At 49.8% G+C, this 19,291-nt stretch carries 16 protein-coding genes; 8 read left to right on the plus strand and 8 right to left on the minus strand.

The genetic code is table 11. The features are described from left to right. Positions 1–1,031: L-serine ammonia-lyase (locus tag AC6R0S_RS11015; protein ID WP_500637916.1), on the plus strand; the 1,031-nt coding region annotated here is incomplete at its 5' end. Between the two features lie 119 nt (positions 1,032–1,150). Here AC6R0S_RS11015 and AC6R0S_RS11020 read toward each other — a convergent pair. Continuing rightward, positions 1,151–2,308, minus strand: coding sequence for an amino acid permease (locus AC6R0S_RS11020; RefSeq protein WP_500637917.1), 1,158 nt, complete (start codon positions 2,306–2,308; stop codon positions 1,151–1,153). 479 nt (positions 2,309–2,787) lie between these two features. After that, the gene (gene queD / locus AC6R0S_RS11025) at positions 2,788–3,150 is read right to left on the minus strand and encodes a 6-carboxytetrahydropterin synthase QueD (protein WP_334552419.1); all 363 of its coding nucleotides are present in this window, start codon (positions 3,148–3,150) and stop codon (positions 2,788–2,790) included. A 286-nt stretch (positions 3,151–3,436) separates the two neighbouring features. Here queD and AC6R0S_RS11030 point away from each other — a divergent pair, with 286 nt between their 5' ends. The 3 genes from AC6R0S_RS11030 to AC6R0S_RS11040 all read left to right on the plus strand — a co-directional run bounded on the left by AC6R0S_RS11030 (position 3,437) and on the right by AC6R0S_RS11040 (position 8,084). Further along, positions 3,437–5,050: a methyl-accepting chemotaxis protein gene (locus AC6R0S_RS11030; protein ID WP_500637918.1), complete on the plus strand. Its 1,614-nt coding sequence runs from the start codon at positions 3,437–3,439 to the stop codon at positions 5,048–5,050. A gap of 183 nt (positions 5,051–5,233) precedes the next feature. Then, on the plus strand, positions 5,234–6,634 hold the full coding sequence (gene asnS, locus AC6R0S_RS11035) for an asparagine--tRNA ligase (RefSeq protein ID WP_500637919.1): 1,401 nt from the start codon (positions 5,234–5,236) through the stop codon (positions 6,632–6,634). Between the two features lie 259 nt (positions 6,635–6,893). Next, the gene (locus AC6R0S_RS11040) at positions 6,894–8,084 is read left to right on the plus strand and encodes an amino acid aminotransferase (protein ID WP_500630414.1); all 1,191 of its coding nucleotides are present in this window, start codon (positions 6,894–6,896) and stop codon (positions 8,082–8,084) included. A 135-nt stretch (positions 8,085–8,219) separates the two neighbouring features. Here the strand turns inward: AC6R0S_RS11040 and AC6R0S_RS11045 are convergent, their stop codons facing one another. From AC6R0S_RS11045 to AC6R0S_RS11055, 3 genes are all read right to left on the minus strand, one after another. Then, complete coding sequence (locus AC6R0S_RS11045; protein ID WP_500637920.1) at positions 8,220–8,888, minus strand: outer membrane beta-barrel protein; 669 nt, start codon at positions 8,886–8,888, stop codon at positions 8,220–8,222. An 82-nt stretch (positions 8,889–8,970) separates the two neighbouring features. Next, entirely contained in the window at positions 8,971–9,348 is a 378-nt protein-coding gene (locus AC6R0S_RS11050) for a transporter (RefSeq protein WP_334552424.1), read from the minus strand. 202 nt (positions 9,349–9,550) lie between these two features. After that, positions 9,551–11,881, minus strand: coding sequence for a DEAD/DEAH box helicase (locus AC6R0S_RS11055; RefSeq protein WP_500637921.1), 2,331 nt, complete (start codon positions 11,879–11,881; stop codon positions 9,551–9,553). Between the two features lie 178 nt (positions 11,882–12,059). Between AC6R0S_RS11055 and AC6R0S_RS11060 the strand changes: the two genes are divergently transcribed. The 3 genes from AC6R0S_RS11060 to AC6R0S_RS11070 are packed head-to-tail and all read left to right on the plus strand — an operon-like array spanning position 12,060 to position 14,906. Then, positions 12,060–13,748 (plus strand): NAD-dependent malic enzyme, encoded by a 1,689-nt coding sequence (locus AC6R0S_RS11060; RefSeq protein WP_500637922.1) that lies wholly within the window; start codon positions 12,060–12,062, stop codon positions 13,746–13,748. A 43-nt stretch (positions 13,749–13,791) separates the two neighbouring features. Continuing rightward, complete coding sequence (locus tag AC6R0S_RS11065; protein ID WP_500627734.1) at positions 13,792–14,121, plus strand: DUF3392 domain-containing protein; 330 nt, start codon at positions 13,792–13,794, stop codon at positions 14,119–14,121. After that, positions 14,094–14,906 (plus strand): SanA/YdcF family protein, encoded by an 813-nt coding sequence (locus AC6R0S_RS11070; protein WP_500637923.1) that lies wholly within the window; start codon positions 14,094–14,096, stop codon positions 14,904–14,906. Before AC6R0S_RS11065 ends, AC6R0S_RS11070 begins: the two co-directional genes overlap by 28 nt. A gap of 5 nt (positions 14,907–14,911) precedes the next feature. Here AC6R0S_RS11070 and AC6R0S_RS11075 read toward each other — a convergent pair whose 3' ends face one another. Further along, positions 14,912–16,210 (minus strand): GGDEF domain-containing protein, encoded by a 1,299-nt coding sequence (locus AC6R0S_RS11075; RefSeq protein ID WP_500637924.1) that lies wholly within the window; start codon positions 16,208–16,210, stop codon positions 14,912–14,914. A gap of 219 nt (positions 16,211–16,429) precedes the next feature. On the opposite strand from AC6R0S_RS11075, the gene AC6R0S_RS11080 reads away from it, so the two are divergent. Then, a complete protein-coding gene (locus tag AC6R0S_RS11080; RefSeq protein ID WP_487901198.1) occupies positions 16,430–17,254 on the plus strand; it encodes a DUF2797 domain-containing protein in 825 nt (274 codons plus the stop codon). A gap of 116 nt (positions 17,255–17,370) precedes the next feature. Here the strand turns inward: AC6R0S_RS11080 and AC6R0S_RS11085 are convergent, their stop codons facing one another. Together AC6R0S_RS11085 and AC6R0S_RS11090 are read right to left on the minus strand one after the other, a co-directional pair. Further along, entirely contained in the window at positions 17,371–18,606 is a 1,236-nt protein-coding gene (locus tag AC6R0S_RS11085; RefSeq protein WP_500637925.1) for a cysteine desulfurase-like protein, read from the minus strand. Then, the gene (locus AC6R0S_RS11090; protein WP_500630407.1) at positions 18,590–19,249 is read right to left on the minus strand and encodes a 2OG-Fe dioxygenase family protein; all 660 of its coding nucleotides are present in this window, start codon (positions 19,247–19,249) and stop codon (positions 18,590–18,592) included. Before AC6R0S_RS11090 ends, AC6R0S_RS11085 begins: the two co-directional genes overlap by 17 nt. Between the last annotated feature and the right edge of the window lie 42 nt (positions 19,250–19,291).

Here is a 19,291-nt window from a genome sequence, read left to right on the forward strand (position 1 = left end):
GAGGAATGAACTTCCACCGTAGTAACCTCTCTTTGCATGAAAATGGCATGCAGATTCATGCTTGGATTGGTGAAGAGAAAGCCTACTCTAAAACCTATTACTCTATCGGCGGCGGTTTTATCGTTGACGAAGAAAACTTTGGTAAAGAAGAAGCCAACCCAATCAAGGTGCCTTACCCGTTCACATCAGCGGAAGAGCTCGTCAATCAATGTAAAGAGAGCGGGCTATCCATCAGCACCTTGGTGATGAAAAACCAAGCGGCAATGCACTCTGATGAAGAGTCTCGCACTTACTTTGCCAATATTTGGAAAACCATGCGCGAGTGTATGGATCGCGGTATGAACACCGAAGGTATTCTTCCGGGACCATTGCGTGTACCGCGCCGTGCTGCGGCGTTGCGTCAGCAACTGTTGACCTCTGAAAAGACGACCAATGACCCTATGTCTGTGGTCGATTGGGTGAACATGTTCGCCTTTGCGGTGAATGAAGAGAACGCGGCGGGTGGCCGTGTCGTAACAGCGCCAACCAATGGGGCATGTGGCATCATCCCTGCTGTGCTCGCCTACTACGACAAGTTCATTCAAACCGTGACAGAAAAAGATTACATCCGCTACTTTGCTGCATCTGGCGCAATTGGTGGCCTGTACAAACGTAACGCCTCGATTTCTGGTGCTGAAGTGGGTTGTCAGGGTGAAGTGGGTGTCGCCTGTTCGATGGCAGCGGCGGGCCTCGCTGAGCTTATGGGCGGTAGCCCTGAGCAAGTGTGTATGGCAGCGGAAATTGCGATGGAACACAACCTTGGCCTTACCTGTGACCCTGTTGCAGGTCAAGTTCAAGTCCCTTGTATCGAGCGCAATGGCATTGCCGCTGTGAAGTCGATTAACTCGACTCGCATGGCGCTTCGCCGCTCGTCAGCACCAACAGTATCACTGGATAAAGTGATCGAAACCATGCTGGAGACGGGGAAAGACATGAACGCCAAATATCGTGAAACCTCGCAAGGTGGTTTGGCCGTTAAAGTGATCTGCTAATCCGATGATGTAATCGCTTACCTTTGAGTCGGTTACACTCGTTCGGGTTTGAATAAAAAGGGAGCGCTGAATATCAGCGCTCCCTTTTTCGTTGGGTTACTTCAACTCGAAAATACGCATCACAACAGCACTTGTGAAGCGAGCAGCGCGCTACCAAACAGCAATGACAGCACCAGCATCAACGGCCCACCTTCTGCGGTGTAACGCTGTGATTGTGTATCAGCCAGTCGCAGTGCATACACCATGGCAAGCGGTACAAACACCGCTAAAAACACCAAGATAATTCCGGCATAGCCCAACACCGCTAAGAATTTATCCGCCGCAAACAGCGATCCCAGAAGTGGCAAGATGAACGTCAACACATAGGTCACGACGCGGTTTTGGTGGAACATATCGCGATTCTGGTTGAACAGCGCCATAGCGACACCAAAAAACGATGTCAGCAATGCCAACCCGGTAAAGAGTGACAGCAAGGTGCCAATCCAGCGGGAATGATGCTCGAAAGCCGCGATCAAATCGCCCACCCCTTTCAACTCACCCAACTGAGTAGGGTTCAGATTCCCGACCACGGCAAACAGCCAACACAAATAGCAGAAAAGCGGTATCACCGAACCGATGATGACCATGTTTCTCAATTCGCGGTCCGTCGCCTGCGAATTGTAAGCAACCAAAGAAGGGATCACGACCATAAAACCAAAGCTGGTAAAGAGTACGGCGCTGGTTTTGAACAGTTGCCAATGATTGTCATTGAGCACTCGATTTAAGTGATCAAAATGAAAATCTGGCAGCAAAAACGCCAGTGTGGTCGCGAGACACGCGATCATGACCAAGAATAAGCCGCGGTTAAGCTTATCGATTATACCGGTTCCGGCGGCGATCACTCCACCAGCGATGACAGTAAAGCCAATCTGGCCTTGAGTGGGGGTGATAGCCAAGCCCATTGCCGCCATCAACTGACTGACCAAATCCGCTGCGCCTAAGATGTAGGCCATCAATAAACAGATGAGCAGCGCGTATAAAAGCGCGTTGGTGATCCATTGACCACTTTTTCCTAACGTGTTTCGCGCGATGGAGTTCAGGCCAAGTCCGCCACCGGATTTTAACGTTGCTTCAAGCAGTAGTAAGGCGGCGTAGGTGGTACCGGCGCAGATCACGATCATCAGTAAGGTGCCAGACCAAAGACCAAATTGCGCCAATACCATAGGTATAGCGAGCATGCCGGCACCCAGTGCCGTACCCGAAATAATGAGGGAGCTTCCCAGGAGTTTTGTATTCATAACGTTGTTTTCTGTGTTAGTGCGTGTTGAGTAAATGTGCGCTGCCTAGCGCAGTGGCTAACGGTCAGAAACAATAGGAATAATGGTGTTTGACGTCGTGATATAGGGAGAAAAGTGACGATAAAGAAGCAGAATGAGAATAGAGCGAGTGAAGAGGCGTGACAGCACAGTGTGGCGACCCTTCCGTCGGCTCGATAATAGGCGTAGTAATTTTAACAATCATTGAACTATCCAAGGCGATGCAGCAATCCGTGCCAGAAAAACAGCCTATCCTCTGCTGCCGTGCCCAGTTTGGGCTCAGCCATCTTAAACATCATCCTCGTGATTGCAACGCCTGCCACGTTGAGTGATGAATTATTGGCCAGCGCAGTGCGCAACACGATGAACCCAACGTCGATGGACGAGCACACAAAAAAAGCGAAGTCATCTATTCTTCGCTTTTTACACAGAATTCTTTACCGGCCACTACGCTGTGGCGATTACTCGCCTTTGTAAATACAACCGGCCGTGCAGGTCTCTTTAATTTCAACCTTGCTTAATAATGGCAGTGACGGTTTGAGCTCGTTCCAGATCCATTTCGCCAATACCTCACTGGTTGGGTTTTCCAGTCCCTTGATGTCATTAAGGTAGTAGTGGTCAAGGCGGTCATAAATCGGTTTAAACGCCGCTTTGATTTCCGCAAAGTCGACAACCCAACCAGTGTGAGGATCCACCTCACCCTCGACATACAAGCGAACTAAGAAAGAATGACCATGAAGGCGACCACATTTGTGTCCTTCTGGCACATGGGGCAAGTGATGCGCGGCTTCGAACATGAATTCTTTGTATAGTTCAGTTTTCATTTTGACTCTCGGGTTTTTAAAGAGTGGCAATACTAAGGAATTAGTATAGTCGAGACAAGCGCGAAATCCGTTGAATGACCAAGCAAGCGCTTTCCCTTCCACACCTCTTATCTGTAGCACGGCGGAAAAACGTCACAGCGTCAAGTTTTTGATTACAACAGTTACACATCACATTTACACACTACTAACATGTGTCGCATCACAGTCTCAAATAAACCTACTTTCTATAGCGGTATCTATCCAAGATCATAGTGATGTCAGCTCCAACTCATACCAAGAAACGATCATGCGTCTAACCATAACAACAAAACTCTTGATTACCCTACTCTCCGTTTTTGGTTTGGTGTTGCTTGCCTCGACAAGCTACCAATACGTTCAGCAACGTGAGTTATTAAATTCGGTACTCAGTGAGCAGCTCCATGATAAAGCCAGCAACTACTTTGATAGCCTCAATATGATGATGTTGACAGGCACGATGGCGCAAAAAGAAACCTTGCGTCAGAAGGCGTTAGCTCAAGATGGCATTGAACAAGTACGTGTGTTGCGCTCGGATCTCGTCAGCAAGCTTTACGGCCCAGGCAACGACAATCAAAGCCCCGTCGATGACATTGACCAACGAGCGCTCAGCGGCGAATTGGTGATTGAGCCCATTCAAGCAGAATGGGGCTCAGGGATTGTGGTCGCCATGCCAATGAAATCGAGTGAGAACTATCGAGGCACGAACTGCGTGGCCTGTCATATGGCACCAGAAGGCGAAGTGCTCGGTGCTATCCGCCTTGAGTACAATCTGTCACACGTTAATCAGATGGTCAGCCAGCGTACACTGATCGCCTTAGCGATCATGTCCGGCTTTGGGTTCGTCGGTTTTCTCGTCACTATGGGTATCATCCGCAAAACCATTGTTCAGCCCATCCAAAAGACCTCGCGCTTTATGCAAAGCGTCAGTGATTCCAAAAACCTTACTCAGCGCGTCGTCTCCAAGCAAGGTGATGAAATTGGCCAACTGGCCAAAGCCATCAACTCATTTATGGACACAGTGACCAGCAGCCTGAGTCAAGTGCAAGCGACTTCCCATCAGGTGGCGCACTCAGCCAATCAGTTAACGCACGTGGCGCAAATTACCGACGATGCCGCTGGTAACCAGCAGCAAGAGACCGACGAAGTTCAAGCCAATATTGAGCAGATGCAAGCGCAGCAACTCGATGTCGAACAAGCGACGGTGAACGCCTCTGAACTGATCAAGCACACCACCACGATTGCCGAGCACAGTGCCACACGAGCGCACAACGCCAGTGACGAAATCAAACATCTTGTGACCGATATTGAGCAAGTCAAAGGTAATTTGGTCGATTTGAATCAGCAAACCGTCGAAGTCTCATCGATTTTAGAAGTTATCAAAGGCATCGCAGAGCAAACCAACTTATTGGCGCTGAATGCGGCCATTGAAGCGGCCCGTGCTGGCGAACAAGGACGTGGCTTTGCGGTAGTTGCGGATGAAGTCAGGCAGTTGGCCAGTCGCACCGCAGAGGCGACCGGCAGTATCGAAAAGATCATTGCGGATTTTCAAAGCGATAGCCAAACGTCGCTCGCATCCGTCGATACGGTGTGCGACACCGCCCATCAACGATCAAGTGAGGTGGAGCAGTTATCCGTCGCCATGTCCGAAGTGGTGTCAGAGATGCAGCAAGCCCTCTCCCACGCCACCAGCATTCAAAGTCAGAGCAGCAATACCTCGCACTTGACGCAAGAAGTTCAGCAGAAAGTCGACGTCATCACTCAACACGCCCGGGCAACCTCGGATTCGGCGGCACAAACACGAGACATTAGTATGAATCTTGAACAGTTATCCGAACAACTAGAGGATCTTCTTAATCAGTTTTCTCTTTCTCAACCGAAATGAGTGGATATGAACGGTTTTTCGCCAACTTATCGACATTAATGGTTGAAGCATATTAATTGAAAGGTAATATGTCCCATTGAATAGTTAGAATTCTACCCAACCCAATGTTTTGCTCACGCATTGTCCAATGACGGTTTTGCAAACATTGGGTTGAATTTTTACTCAATGGAGAATATTGAAAACATGACTTACGCGCCTGTATCAGACGTTTTGAAAGGTCAGCTAGCGGTAGACAGTGAAGTCACTGTACGAGGCTGGATCCGTTCACGTCGTGATTCCAAAGCTGGAATCTCTTTCCTTGCCATTTATGACGGCTCTTGTTTCGACCCGATTCAGGCCGTGGTCCCTAATAATCTTAATAATTACGACGACGAAGTACTTAAGCTCACCACGGGCTGCTCTGTTGAAGTAACGGGTAAGATTGTTGAGTCTCCTGCGAAAGGCCAAGACTTTGAGCTTGCCGCTACAAACGTAAAAGTGGTCGGCTGGGTCGAAGACGCAGAAACCTACCCTATGGCGAAAACTCGCCACTCTATCGAGTACTTACGTGAAGTGGCGCACCTACGTCCGCGTACCAACGTGATGGGGGCAGTGGCACGTGTACGTAACTGTCTATCTCAAGCGATTCACCGCTTCTACCACGAGCAAGGCTACTTCTGGGTATCGGCGCCACTCATCACCGCTTCTGATGCAGAAGGTGCTGGTGAGATGTTCCGTGTTTCTACGCTAGACATGGAAAACCTGCCGCGCACTGACGAAGGTAAAGTGGACTACAACGAAGACTTCTTTGGTAAAGAGACCTTCCTAACCGTATCTGGCCAGCTTAACGCGGAAGCATACGCCTGTGCACTAAGCAAGGTGTACACCTTTGGTCCGACTTTCCGCGCGGAAAACTCAAACACCAGCCGCCACCTAGCGGAGTTCTGGATGGTTGAGCCTGAAGTGGCGTTTGCCGAGCTAGACGACGTTGCTAAACTGGCGGAAGACATGCTGAAGTACGTCTTTAACGCCGTTCTTGCAGAGTGTCGTGATGACCTTGAGTTCTTCGCACAGCGCATCGACAAAGAGGCCATCACTCGTCTAGAGAAGTTTGTCTCTTCTGACTTCGCACAAGTGGACTACACAGACGCCATCCAGATCCTGCTTGATTCTGGGCGTGAATTCGAGTTCCCAGTGGAATGGGGCATCGACATGTCTTCTGAGCACGAGCGCTTCCTTGCTGAAGAACACTTCAAAGCACCGGTGATCGTGAAGAACTACCCGAAAGACATCAAAGCATTCTACATGCGTGCGAACGATGACGGTAAAACCGTTGCAGCAATGGACGTACTGGCACCTGGCATCGGCGAAATCATCGGCGGTTCTCAGCGTGAAGAGCGTCTAGACATCCTAGATGCACGTATGCGCGAAGTCGGCATCGATCCCGAGCACATGAGCTGGTACCGCGACCTACGTCGTTACGGCACCGTGCCACATGCAGGCTTTGGTCTAGGCTTCGAGCGTCTCGTCTCTTACGTAACAGGTATGGGCAACGTTCGCGACGTGATCCCATTCCCACGTACGCCACGCTCAGCGAACTTCTAAATGTTCGGCCTCTCGATTTAGTGTAAAAAAAACCTCCGTCTCACACGGAGGTTTTTTTCACTTTCTCATAAAAATTGCGCCCCGCTTTTCCCCTTCAGGGGAGGACTTAACCCAAGAAAAAGGCGCGTTGATGTTAAAAATTGACCAAATATAACTTTTCTTCATTTTTCCCTGAATTGTCGGTTGTATGGCTGTTAGGAGAAAGGTATAAATAACCAAGTTTATTAACGCCTCCCTTCGACTAACATGGATGACGATTATGTTTGAAAAAGTTGTAGCTGCTCCGGCAGATCCTATTCTTGGACTCACTGAAGAGTTTAAAAAAGATCCACGCGCTGAAAAAATTAACCTTGGCGTCGGTATCTACAAAAATGAACAAGGCGAAACCCCTGTTCTTGCCACGGTAAAAAAAGCGGAAGCTGCACTGGTCGAAACTGAAAAAACCAAGTCATACCTAACGATTGAAGGCACAGCAGAGTACGGTCTTGCCGTACAAAAGCTGCTGTTTGGCGAGCAGTCGGACATTGTCGTGAACAAACTGGCTAAAACAGCGCAAGCCCCTGGTGGTACAGGCGCGCTACGTGTAGCTGGCGAATTCATTAAGCGTCAATTGGGCGATGTGAAGATCTGGATCAGTAACCCTACTTGGGCAAACCACAACGGCGTATTTACCGCCGCAGGCATCGAAACCGCGCAATACAGCTACTACAACGCCGAAACTAAAGACAAAGATTTCGCAGCAATGCTCGCCGATCTTGAAAAAGCATCTGCGGGTGATGTTGTCCTGCTGCACGGCTGCTGCCACAACCCAACCGGCATCGATCCAACATTGGAAGAGTGGGAAACTCTTGCAAAGCTGGTTGCTGAAAAACAACTTCTCCCTCTGTTTGACTTTGCCTACCAAGGTTTTGCTAAAGGCGTGGAAGAAGATGCGGAAGGTCTACGTATTTTCGCTCAATACAATAAAGAAATTTTGGTCGCGAGCTCGTTCTCTAAAAACTTTGGTCTGTACAACGAGCGTGTGGGTGCTTTCACCTTAGTTGCACAAACCGAGCAAATCGCTGAAACTGCGTTTTCTCAAGTCAAAGCCATCATCCGTTCGATCTATTCGAACCCACCTGCACACGGCAGTGCTGTCGTCACGCACATTCTTGGCAACGCCGAGCTTCGTGCCGAGTGGGAAGCGGAAGTGAAAGAGATGCGCGACCGTATTCAAGCGATGCGTGAACTGTTTGTTGCGACGTTGAAAGAGCAAGGCGTCGATGCTGACTTCAGCTTCATTGAACGTCAAAACGGCATGTTCTCTTTCTCTGGCCTAAGTAAAGAGCAAGTCGCGCGCCTAAAAGATGAGTTTGCTATCTACATCGTCGGCTCTGGCCGCATCAGCGTTGCAGGCATGACACGTTCAAACATGCTGCCACTTTGTCAGGGAATCGCTGCCGTACTTTAATTCGGTATTCATAAGTTGATAGACAATAGCCAGCGGATACGCTGGCTATTTTTGTTTGTGGGGTTTATCGGTCAGCTAGTTTGCCAAATGCTCGCGTCTCGATAAGCGATTTATTTTGCGGGATACTCGCCTAAGCTAGAGCAGAAATCGCAGTGACACGCCCGCTTCGTTAGTTTGCGCGCTACCGGCTTGGCTTGCAGTATCATAATCACTATCGCGATAAGTGTAAAAGCCGCCCAGAACGAAACGTTGACTGATGCGATAATGCGCACTAATGGAATAGCTCTGCTCGTCAACTATGTTGCTGCGCGTCAACTGGGCCTGCCCTTCCAATTTCCAATGTGTCGATAGCGCATATTGAGCACCAACACTTGCGCCCCATACGCCTGTATGATCGCTGTAAAATTTATCATCCGTCGCATCATCGGTTTGCGAAGCCCAGAGGTAGCCAAACTTACCCATTGCAAACAGATCAAGTTTGTCACTGGCCGCAATACGATAGCCGACGCCTGGCAGAAGGGTATAAAGGTTGGTGGTGATGTCGTCTGGGTGCAAAAAACGCGCGGAGTAAACGAGCTGAGTAAACCAGTGTTCCCCGACAGCCCAGCGGCCAGCGACGGTGACATCGGTCACTTTGCTATCGGCGTCAGATTGATCCATTGAGCCAGCACTGAGGTAGGCACCCAAGTAATCATAGTGGTTGTGCCAGTTTGAAGAAGGCGCTGACGGTGAAGATTCCGCCCATACACTCATCGACAAAGCGACAAGGCTAGCGAGAAGAGAAGATGTGAGATGGCGTTTCATTGTTACTACTTACGCTCCATGAAAGTATTCACTCAGTGTTTTCACTATAGCGCAAATTTCATCATGGCTGCGTGCGCCTGATCTACAAAGTAATAATCAGCTCATCTTGTTGATTAGATTCGATTTTAGCATGCGACTGGCGACATACTCGCTCGATCTGAGACGGCTCCAATTCGTAGGGCATCACCAACTTGAGTTCAGATATCCCTTCGAGCTTTGCGAGTTCCAACAGGATAACAATATTGGATTCATCACTGCGATTTGCCGAGAGTGATTTTAGCGCGTTGTCCCACAGCCTATCCTCAACCGATACCGTCTCTTTGATGGTGTCTTTCCATGCAAGGCTAAAGATCGGGGCAAAAGTGCTCATCGCTTCGAGAAATGTCCACTTTTTACTGCATGAGGCACTTAAGAACGACGTGTAGTCAAATTCTACTCTTGCGCTATTTTGATGTTCCATATCATCCCCCGTACACATGGCAACACGTTCCACTCAATATCAATGATTCGGTTGCATATAGCAATAGGATATAGAAGATTGGTCTTTTATAGCTCTATTTCGTTTAAAACGGCTATATAAAAAGCAATACGGTAACAATTGCTGTACAAGAGCGAGACAAGCTGGATATTGGCTAGAAATATTTTCAGCAGCGAAATTTATCCTAGCGAATATCGACGACTCGACTTGCTTTGCGATATTGAACGCGCCACCCTTGCCACTTTGGCAACTCCCAACGTTTTGGGTCGCCTTTCCTCAATCCCGAGTCATAAATCACCTCAACACATTTTCTTGTCGGGTAGTATTCGACACGCAGGTTTAAATCACCGAGGTAACATTCAAACGGATACGCCTGAGCAAACTCTTCATACTCCCAATACGGAATACCTTCGAACGCGAAGTCGTCTTCACTAAATAGGGCGAGCTCTTCGACACTCGACAGTTCAAGTAACGCCAGCTGTTCTCGGAACCAAGAGTCAAATGTCACCGCTGGCGCCACCTCACCCGCCAACTGTTGGTAGAGTACGTAATGCTTGATCGCTTTGGTCATCTTGTGAGCAAACCCTGGCAACACTCGCTGTGCATACACCGCGTCCATGAGCGGCGTCATCGCCAGTGCCCCTGTCGCTTCTTCAAGTCGAGCAGCCACGACTCTTCCCGCATACACCAGCTCAAGGGTGACTTGGGTTTGATCACCCTCCACTACTTCACCCTCTCGCCACTCACCAAGATTTAACGTCGCAAAGGTGTCTAACGGCAACGGCAGAATAAACGTTGCCAGATTCAGCGTTTGTTTGACGCCTCGCCCCGGTAAGCTGTGCGTATCTAAGACCAGAGCCCCCTGCGTCTGCGCTTTCAGGCGGTGCTGGCGAGGCAGCTGTACCTCCAGTTCACCATTAGCGAATGCGTCTGGCCGTTTTAAGCGACGCACAAACGCGAGCTCTGGGTGCAAGCGAGCGATTTCCGCAATCAGCTCGCTGTGTTGATAGCGAGAAGCCACCTCAAGTTGAGGTAATTCAAACAGCTCACGCATTTGCATGGATAACCGCTGAGCTTCGTCAAGAGCAGCGGCATCGACTTCTACTCCGGTATATCGCTTGCCACGCACTAACCCAATGGCCAAGGCGCCATCACAGCCTAGCGGCTCTTGCTGATCCAACTTACTTAGGCGCTCCTCATCTGCAGTCAGTTTGTACAGTGAAGCCGGCGTGGCAAGCACTGCGGTCATGTCAATCATCGCCTCTTTGAGTGCTCTTTTCGGCATACGTGAGACAAGGTCGGCATAGAGTGCGTCAATGGGCAAAGGATAGAGTCGCTTACCGTGCTCCGTCGCCACACCCTTCTTATCCACCGCTTGCATCGCGCGAAGAAGTGACGCCGCTTGATTCAGCGAACGTTCTGGTAGTGGCTCTAAAAAATCCAACTGTGACAGAGGCTTGCCGCACACCGCCGCCGCTAACATGGCTTCGGTCAGGGCTTCACGCTGCATTTCTGGTGGTGTGTGCTCAATCAGCGCTGCATGCTCACCATACAAACGCACACAGACGCCCTCCATCACGCGCCCTGCTCGCCCCGCTCGCTGCTTGGCACTCGCTTTTGAGATCGCTTTTAAACTCAAGGTCGTTTTACCATTGCGTTGCTCGGTTCTGCGCTCAAGTCCGCTGTCGATGACGAGCCCGATGTTATCAATGGTCAACGACGTTTCCGCCACATTGGTCGCCAGCACGATCTTTTTCTTGGCTTGTACCGTCAAGGCGACATCTCGTTGATGATCAGTAACAGACGCATGCAATGGCGCAACGATAATCTGCTCTAATTGCGCAAGTCGGCTAGCACATTGTGCGATCTCTTTACGCCCGGGTAGAAACACCAGAATGTCACCATCGAGATCGCGCATCGCAGCTACCTCCTCGAACACTCGCTCGTCTAACCGACGTCCATCTGGCAACTGTTGCGAGTAAGTAGCACGATGACAAAGGGAGACCTCATACACTCGACCCTCTGCCGATAAACGTTCGGCGCTGAGGTAACGCGCAAGCTTTTCACCATCCAGCGTGGCTGACGTCACCACCAGTTTTTGCGCTCTTGGGCGGCGAAGCAAGGCAACCAGTAAATCGGTATCCCAGCGACGCTCATGGTATTCATCCACCACAATGTAATCGAAATCGGCCAGTTGGTTCTCACTGTACCAACGCAGTGCGACGCCCGGAGTGACAAACACCACTTTTGTCTTGTCGTCGTAGCGGTTGTCTAGCTTTATGGCATAGCCTATCTCTTTACCAAGCTCACTCTCGGTAGTGGTTGAAAGAAACTGCGCTAACGAGGTACAGGCAATGCGCCTTGGCTCGACAACTAGCACTCGACCTAGTTCACTGAGCCACAGAGGCAAACGGGTCGATTTTCCCGATCCAGTTTGCGCTTCCACCACCAAATCCGTGTGCTGGATGCGTTTGAGAAACTCGGTTTTTAAGTGATCAATGGGTAACGATGACATAGTTGATAAGCGCTGATAGTAAAAGGGGTGAGTATAACGAGCATCGAGGTAAAGCCCAACCTCACACCCTCTGTGCGTGCGTTTAATATTCGGTTTACTTTAGGTTTGCGAATCCCTATCATTTTCGGGTTCCTAGTTCCAAAGGTCCATTGGCCAACACCCTACTTATAGGCATGTGATGAATAACGATAAACGCCCACTCTATATCCCTTTTGCAGGGCCAGCACTTCTTAGCACTCCTCTGCTCAACAAAGGCAGTGCGTTCACCGCAGAAGAACGCAGTTCTTTTAACTTAGAAGGTTTACTTCCCGAAACCACGGAAACCATTCAAGAACAGGTTGAACGCGCTTACCAACAGTACAAAAGCTTCGAAAATGACATGGATAAGCACATTTACTTGCGCAACATTCAAGACACTAATGAAACGCTCTTCTACCGCTTGGTGCAAAATCATGTCTCAGAGATGATGCCGATCATCTACACCCCAACCGTTGGGGCAGCATGTGAGAATTTTTCCAATATTTACCGTCGCGGACGAGGCTTGTTCGTCTCTTACGCCAATCGAGATCGCATTGATGATATCCTCAACAATGCATCGAACCACAACGTCAAAGTGATCGTGGTGACCGATGGCGAACGTATCCTCGGCTTGGGCGACCAAGGCATTGGCGGCATGGGCATTCCAATTGGTAAATTGGCGCTCTACACTGCGTGTGGCGGTATCAGCCCTGCCTACACACTTCCGATCGTATTGGATGTGGGTACAAACAACCCGCAACGCCTCGCTGACCCTATGTATATGGGCTGGCGTCATCCGCGCATTACTGGTGCTGAGTATGACGCATTTGTTGAAGAGTTCATGCAAGCCGTTGCCCGCCGCTGGCCTGACGCGTTGATTCAGTTTGAAGATTTCGCGCAGAAGAACGCAATGCCACTGCTTGAGCGATACAAAAACCGCGTGTGTTGCTTTAACGATGACATTCAAGGCACTGCTGCCGTCACTGTGGGCTCGTTGTTGGCCGCGTGTGAGGCAGCTGGCAGCAAACTCTCTGAGCAACGCGTCACCTTCTTGGGCGCAGGTTCGGCTGGCTGCGGCATTGCTGAAGCGATCATCGCGCAAATGGTCTCTGAAGGGATTTCTGATGAGCAAGCGCGCTCTCAAGTCTACATGGTCGACCGTTGGGGCCTACTTCAAGAAGGCATGCCAAATCTACTCGATTTCCAACAGCGTTTGGTACAAAAACACAGCAACACCAAAGCGTGGCAATCTGAAGGGACTGGCTTCTCGCTGCTTGATGTGATTCGCAACGCCAAACCAACTGTGCTGGTCGGCGTTTCAGGCGCGCCAGGGCTGTTCAGTGAAGAAGTGATCAAAGAGATGCACGCGCACTGCCCTCGCCCGATTGTGTTCCCACTGTCGAACCCAACAAGCCGCGTGGAAGCGACGCCAAACGACATCCTTCGCTGGACAAATGGTGAAGCACTGGTTGCAACAGGTAGCCCGTTTGCGCCGGTGGTGTTGGACGGCAAAACCTACCCGATCGCACAGTGCAACAACAGCTATATCTTCCCAGGCATCGGCTTGGGTGTCCTTGCCGTACAAGCTAAGCGAGTGACAGACGAAATGCTGATGGAATCAAGCCGCGCATTGGCGACCTGCTCACCGCTGGCGATTAATGGTCAAGGGGCCCTGCTGCCGCCGCTCGAAGCGATTCATTCTGTATCGAAGAAGATTGCCTTCGCCGTGGGCAAAAAAGCCATTGAACAAGGGGTCGCCCTTGAGATTACTGACGAAGCGCTAGAAGAAGCGATTGATAATAGTTTCTGGCAGCCGGTGTACCGCCGCTACAAACGTACTGCATTCTAACCCGTCTCAACGCCTCTGCTCAGCAGGGGCGCTTTTATTTATGATGATTGTATTTAACTATCTTGACCCATTGGGTCGCGGGCTTTTGCCCTACCTCAGTGAAATATCCACTGCACTCATCGCCTGTTTGCTCGTCATGGGCGGGGGTGATATTAACGCGCTTTTGAGACGTTGGTTACGCCCTTACCATTTCTTAATCCGCACCGGAGTGTTTATCTTGATTAATGCGTTTGGTTACGGCTTAATCATCGTAAAAGCAACGCCTTACCTCAATATGACACTGAGAAACCTCCAACCTGGGATGATGTTTTCCATCGTGATACTCTGTTTCATCATCATAGGATTATGGGCTCAAAGGAATCGACAAATTTAGTGCGTAAACTGTTTCACCGCCGCTCAACCACCGAACACACACTGGGAATTATCAAATCACTGGTGAAATGGCTGCTATTGGCCACGATTGCGCTCGCCATCGCGTTAGTCGCGATCGATCGTTGGGTATCGATGCAAACTCGCGAGCAGTTGTTTACCAGCGCGGAGCAAATTGACCAATTTGATGTGGCCGTGGTTCTCGGGACGAGCAAATACCTCGGTAAAATACTCAACACATACTACATCAACCGTATTGACGCCGCGATCGCTCTTTATGATCAAGGTAAAGTATCGAACTTTTTGCTCAGCGGTGACAATGCCCACCGTTCGTATAACGAGCCCTGGACAATGAAACGCGATCTTTTGCGCGCTAACGTTCCAGAAAACCACATTTTTCTCGATTACGCGGGTTTTCGAACCCTTGACTCTGTGGTGCGTGCCAAGGAGATTTTCGATACCGATAACTTCTTAATCATCACCCAGAAATTTCACTGTGAACGCGCGCTGTTCATCGCCAACTATCACAAAATCAACGCCCGCTGTTATGCCGTCGCAGGCCCATCGGATCAATCGGGATCTAAGGTGCGTTTAAGAGAAGTGTTTGCGCGGGCAAAAGCGGTGTTGGACCTTTACATCACTAACGCCAAGCCTAAATTTCTTGGCCCCAAAGAGCCAATTATGGCCAGCGCCGAGCCCGTCGAACAACAGGTAGAGAGTGACGACTTCGACGAACCGCTGTTCGAGTATCTAGATGCAGCGGGCAGCGACGCAGAATCAGCGCAATAACGCCACTACTCACTCAGTTCAACACGATTCCGCCCACTGCGCTTGGCTTTATAGAGCGCTTCATCCGCACGAATCAACATCTCATTGGTGCGCTCTTCGCCCAGTGTTGCCACACCAATACTGGTGGTGAGCGGATCACCGTGCACCCAAATGTGCGCCTCAACTTTACGTCGTAGCCGCTCGCCAAGTTCGTAGGTGTCGAGCACATTCATCCCCGGACAGAACACCACAAACTCTTCGCCGCCCCAACGAACCAAACGCTGCTCTGCTTGAAGCGACGTCAGCAGTACCATTGTAAACTCTTTTAAAATGTCATCGCCAATGGCATGGCCATACTCATCATTGACCTGTTTAAAATGGTCAATATCCAAATAGAGAATCGACAACACTTTGCCGCCTATCGGCAGATCATCATAATGCTTGTTGAGCCAATCTCGGATCGCGTGGCGATTCATCGCGCCGGTAAGGGGATCGCGATGCGCAAGCTCGGCAAACTCGATGTTCTTAGCGCGCAACGATTGGTTCATCGCATGTAAGTGATGTTGGCGCGCTTTGACTCGTTGAATGGCAAGGCGACTTCGCTTAATTTCGTACATGCTGTAAGACAGTGCTAAGCCCACCCAACAGGCCAACAATAGCGCCATCAAGGTTTCGCCAGAGACATACTCCCCGATGAATTCAATGCGCTCAATCACCAGAGTGTAGTCGCCCTCGTCCATGCCTGACCCGGTGGCAAACTCAATTCGATTCACATTGGTAAACTCAGGCGCGGCATGTTCAATAGGAATATCCAAATCCGCCAGCCACCACGTCATCACTTGTAAATTGGCTTTGGGTAATGTCATCTCTTGCGCAGAATCAGGTGGCAGAAACTCAAGCCCATTGTATTTGTGAGTATACTCATCTTCGATGGTTGAATAGGCTGGATTAAAATTGCGCAAATAAAAGCGCATTGGCACACGTTCACCCTCTTGATTTGTGAGTGAAACAGCAAGTTTGATGGTGTGATAATGGGTCAGGTCAAGCCCGACATCAGGCTGGCTATCAATATGAATAGCGACGCCACAATAGGGCCAACGGTATTTCTCCGATGAGCGAATTTTGCATTGGAGTACGCTGCGCTGATACTCTGTCGCCAACGATGCTTGAGAGCGTCCGCCTTGGCCTTGATCACTGGTCGGATAAAACGAATACGCATCGGGCGTCACGGCTAACACTCGCCGGTCACCATATCTCCCATACAGCAACACCACCACTAAGGTCAGCACCACAAGGCCAAATACCGTTTTATGGATCGCTTTCAATCTACACCCATAGCTACAACGAAAAGAGTCAATAAAGTATGAGACAGACTCTACCACAATGCGACATTATCCTTGACTCAATGTCACACATTCGCCCGAGAATCTCGGCCAATGTCGCGAAAAATGGTGGCAAGAATCCCATCCTGTTTTCTGTTACACTCAGGCCGAACACGTATTTGGCGTAAGCCATGCGGATAAAAAATAAAACAGAGTAATGTCATGTCACTAATCGTAAAAGGCACCCTCAGCAAGATGACGGCATCGCTGGGAGATCAAGTCCAATACTCACTGCCTGTCGGTGAGTCATCTGTCGCACTCAACCCACTCATCGGTCAAACGCTGACCCTAACGCACACTGGAAACATCTTTTGCTGTTCGTGTGGCAAGAAAACCAAAAAAAGTTACTCACAAGGTCACTGCTTTGTCTGTATGAAAAAACTGGCCAGTTGTGATATGTGCATCATGAAGCCAGAAACCTGCCATTATGATCAAGGCACCTGCCGTGAGCCGCAGTGGGGCGAAGAGAACTGCATGGTCGATCACTATGTGTATCTGTCCAATACCTCTAGCCTCAAGGTGGGTATTACCAGACACACCCAGATCCCAACCCGCTGGATTGACCAAGGAGCCACGCAAGGTCTTCCCATATTTAAAGTGAAAACTCGCCATATTTCTGGTCTGATTGAAGTGGAGTTGGCCAAACACATTGCCGATAAGACCAACTGGCGAACCCTGCTTAAAGAAGACGGTGCCCCAATAGCGCTGGAAGAGAAGTTTGCCGAGCTACTGCCGCTGGTTGAAGAGAAGATCGCCGAGATCAAACAACAATTTGGTGACGATGCGATTGAGGTGCTACCGAGCCAGATAACTCCGATTCACTACCCCGTGACAGAGCACCCGACTAAGATCACCTCGCACAACTTTGACAAAGAACCTGTCGTGAGTGGCGTTCTACAAGGCATCAAAGGTCAATACATGATTTTTGACACAGGTGTGATCAATATTCGTAAATTCACCTCTTACGAAGTGGAAGTGAGTGCATAATCACTGCCCCAACCGCATTAGCAGACTTAATGATGAGTTGATCGCATAGTCTTTTTCCCAACGTACAAAAAGCGCCATTTGGCGCTTTTTGTACGTTGGGATAGTGTGGCGATGTGCTATGGATTGAGAATGCGTTTTAGCTCGTCAAAAAACAGATCCACTTCTTGTAGGGTGTTGTAGTGCATAAAACCGACACGCAATACACCACCACTGGCTTCAAGCCCTAATTGCTTCACCAGACCCAGTGCATAAAAATGGCCGCTCCAAACACAAATGTTGCGCTCACCCAAACGTTTCGCGACCTCTTCTGGCGTAAACTCATCAAAGGTTAAGGCAAAGGTCGGCGTGCGCAGCTCACTGCTCGCATGAGTCCGCCCCCACAAGGTGACACCTTGTAGCTCATCCAAACGAGAGAGAAAACGCTCGTTGAGCGCCGTTTCATGCTGATTGTATTGACGAAATGAAACCACCAATTTGTCACGTAACGAATCGCCTTGTTCGCCCCACTGAGCAAGATAGTGTACCACGGCAATCAGCCCAGCCAAGCCTTCAAAGTTTTGCGTACCCGTCTCAAAGCGACCAGGGCCTAAGTCTGTTGCGGGCTCCACCTTGTAAGGCGTGAGTGCCTGCAACCATTTTGGCGCCACATACGCTATGCCGACATGAGGACCAAAAAACTTATAGGAGGAACAGGCAAGAAAGTCACAACCGAGTGCCATCACATCCACCAAGTGATGCGGCGTGTAATGCACTGCGTCAACGTACACCATAGCGCCTACTTGTTGCGCTGCCTCAACGACACGTTTGACATCCACAATAGAACCGGTGGTGTTCGACGCCAAAGTCAGCGCCACCAGTTTAGTTTGCGGTGAAAGTAACGTGAGCAGGTGGTCAATATCTAAGCTGCAATCGTCTTGATTGACGCGTGCTTGATGAACCACCGCGCCTTTATCTTGCGCCGCTTGCTGCCAACTAGAGACGTTCGAATAGTGATCCAGCGCTGACACAATCACTTCATCACCGATTTGCCAGTCACGGCTGATGGCCCGGCTAAGCTGAAAAGTGAGCGAGGTCATGTTAGGCCCAAAGACAATATTGTCAGCCGAAGGCGCGTTGAGTAGCGCAGCGGCGGCCTCCCTCGCTTTGGCCATCAACGAGGTCGTGTGCTGACTGGAGAAATAGTGTCCACCCAAATTGGCGTTGTATTGACCAAGGTAACCCTGCATCGCTTCCAGAACCGAAAATGGCACTTGTGAGCCGCCCGGACCATCGAGAAAGATGACTGGCAATTGGTTGTGGATCTGATTTAAGGCACCAAATTGTGAGCGGACTAAATTAGGAGTGAAGTTCATTTACCGCATCCTTTGCCGTCAACACAAACACATCCATATGCCCTTCTTCTCCTTCTATCACGGTGCGAATCGGCGTCGCATTGTGCCAAAGTTTGTTGTCAGCCAGCATCGCCACTTCACCGCTTTGTAAGGTTTTTCTAAAAAACGGCGCTTCATTGAAGCTGTTGTAGAGCATGATGTCACCCCCTTCGATATTGTGGCGGCCCATCCCGACCATCGCAATATGGTCAAAGCCATCTTGGTGGACGCCCTCTGGTGCCACTTGGGTTTCGTCGTAAACCGCAGAAATACGGATTTGATGAATTTCGATCTCCTGACCATTGGCCAAACCGTTCGATTCGACAAACACCTCACAGATCTCTCTCATGCCATCACTTTGCAAGGTCGAGGCTTCAATGGGTTCGAATTGACGCACTACATCCCCTTGAAAACGGTTGATATCGTTGGTTTGCATAAACTCATGCTTATCCAGATCAACCACTTGTCCATCACGAAAAGCTACCACGGAGTAGCGACGCAGACGATACTGACCATCGGCGTGCTCAGTGTGCGGAAGATGGGAAAAGGAAGGTGCTAGTTGTTGAATCGCCTTCTCACTAAGCTGAGTTAATTGTAGGGTTGTTTCATGGTTATGTAGCATCATCGACTCCTTAATGAAGATACACTGCAATTTTTATAACATATA

The sequence above is a fragment of the Vibrio sp. R15-SG3-ISO1B genome (assembly GCF_059833835.1).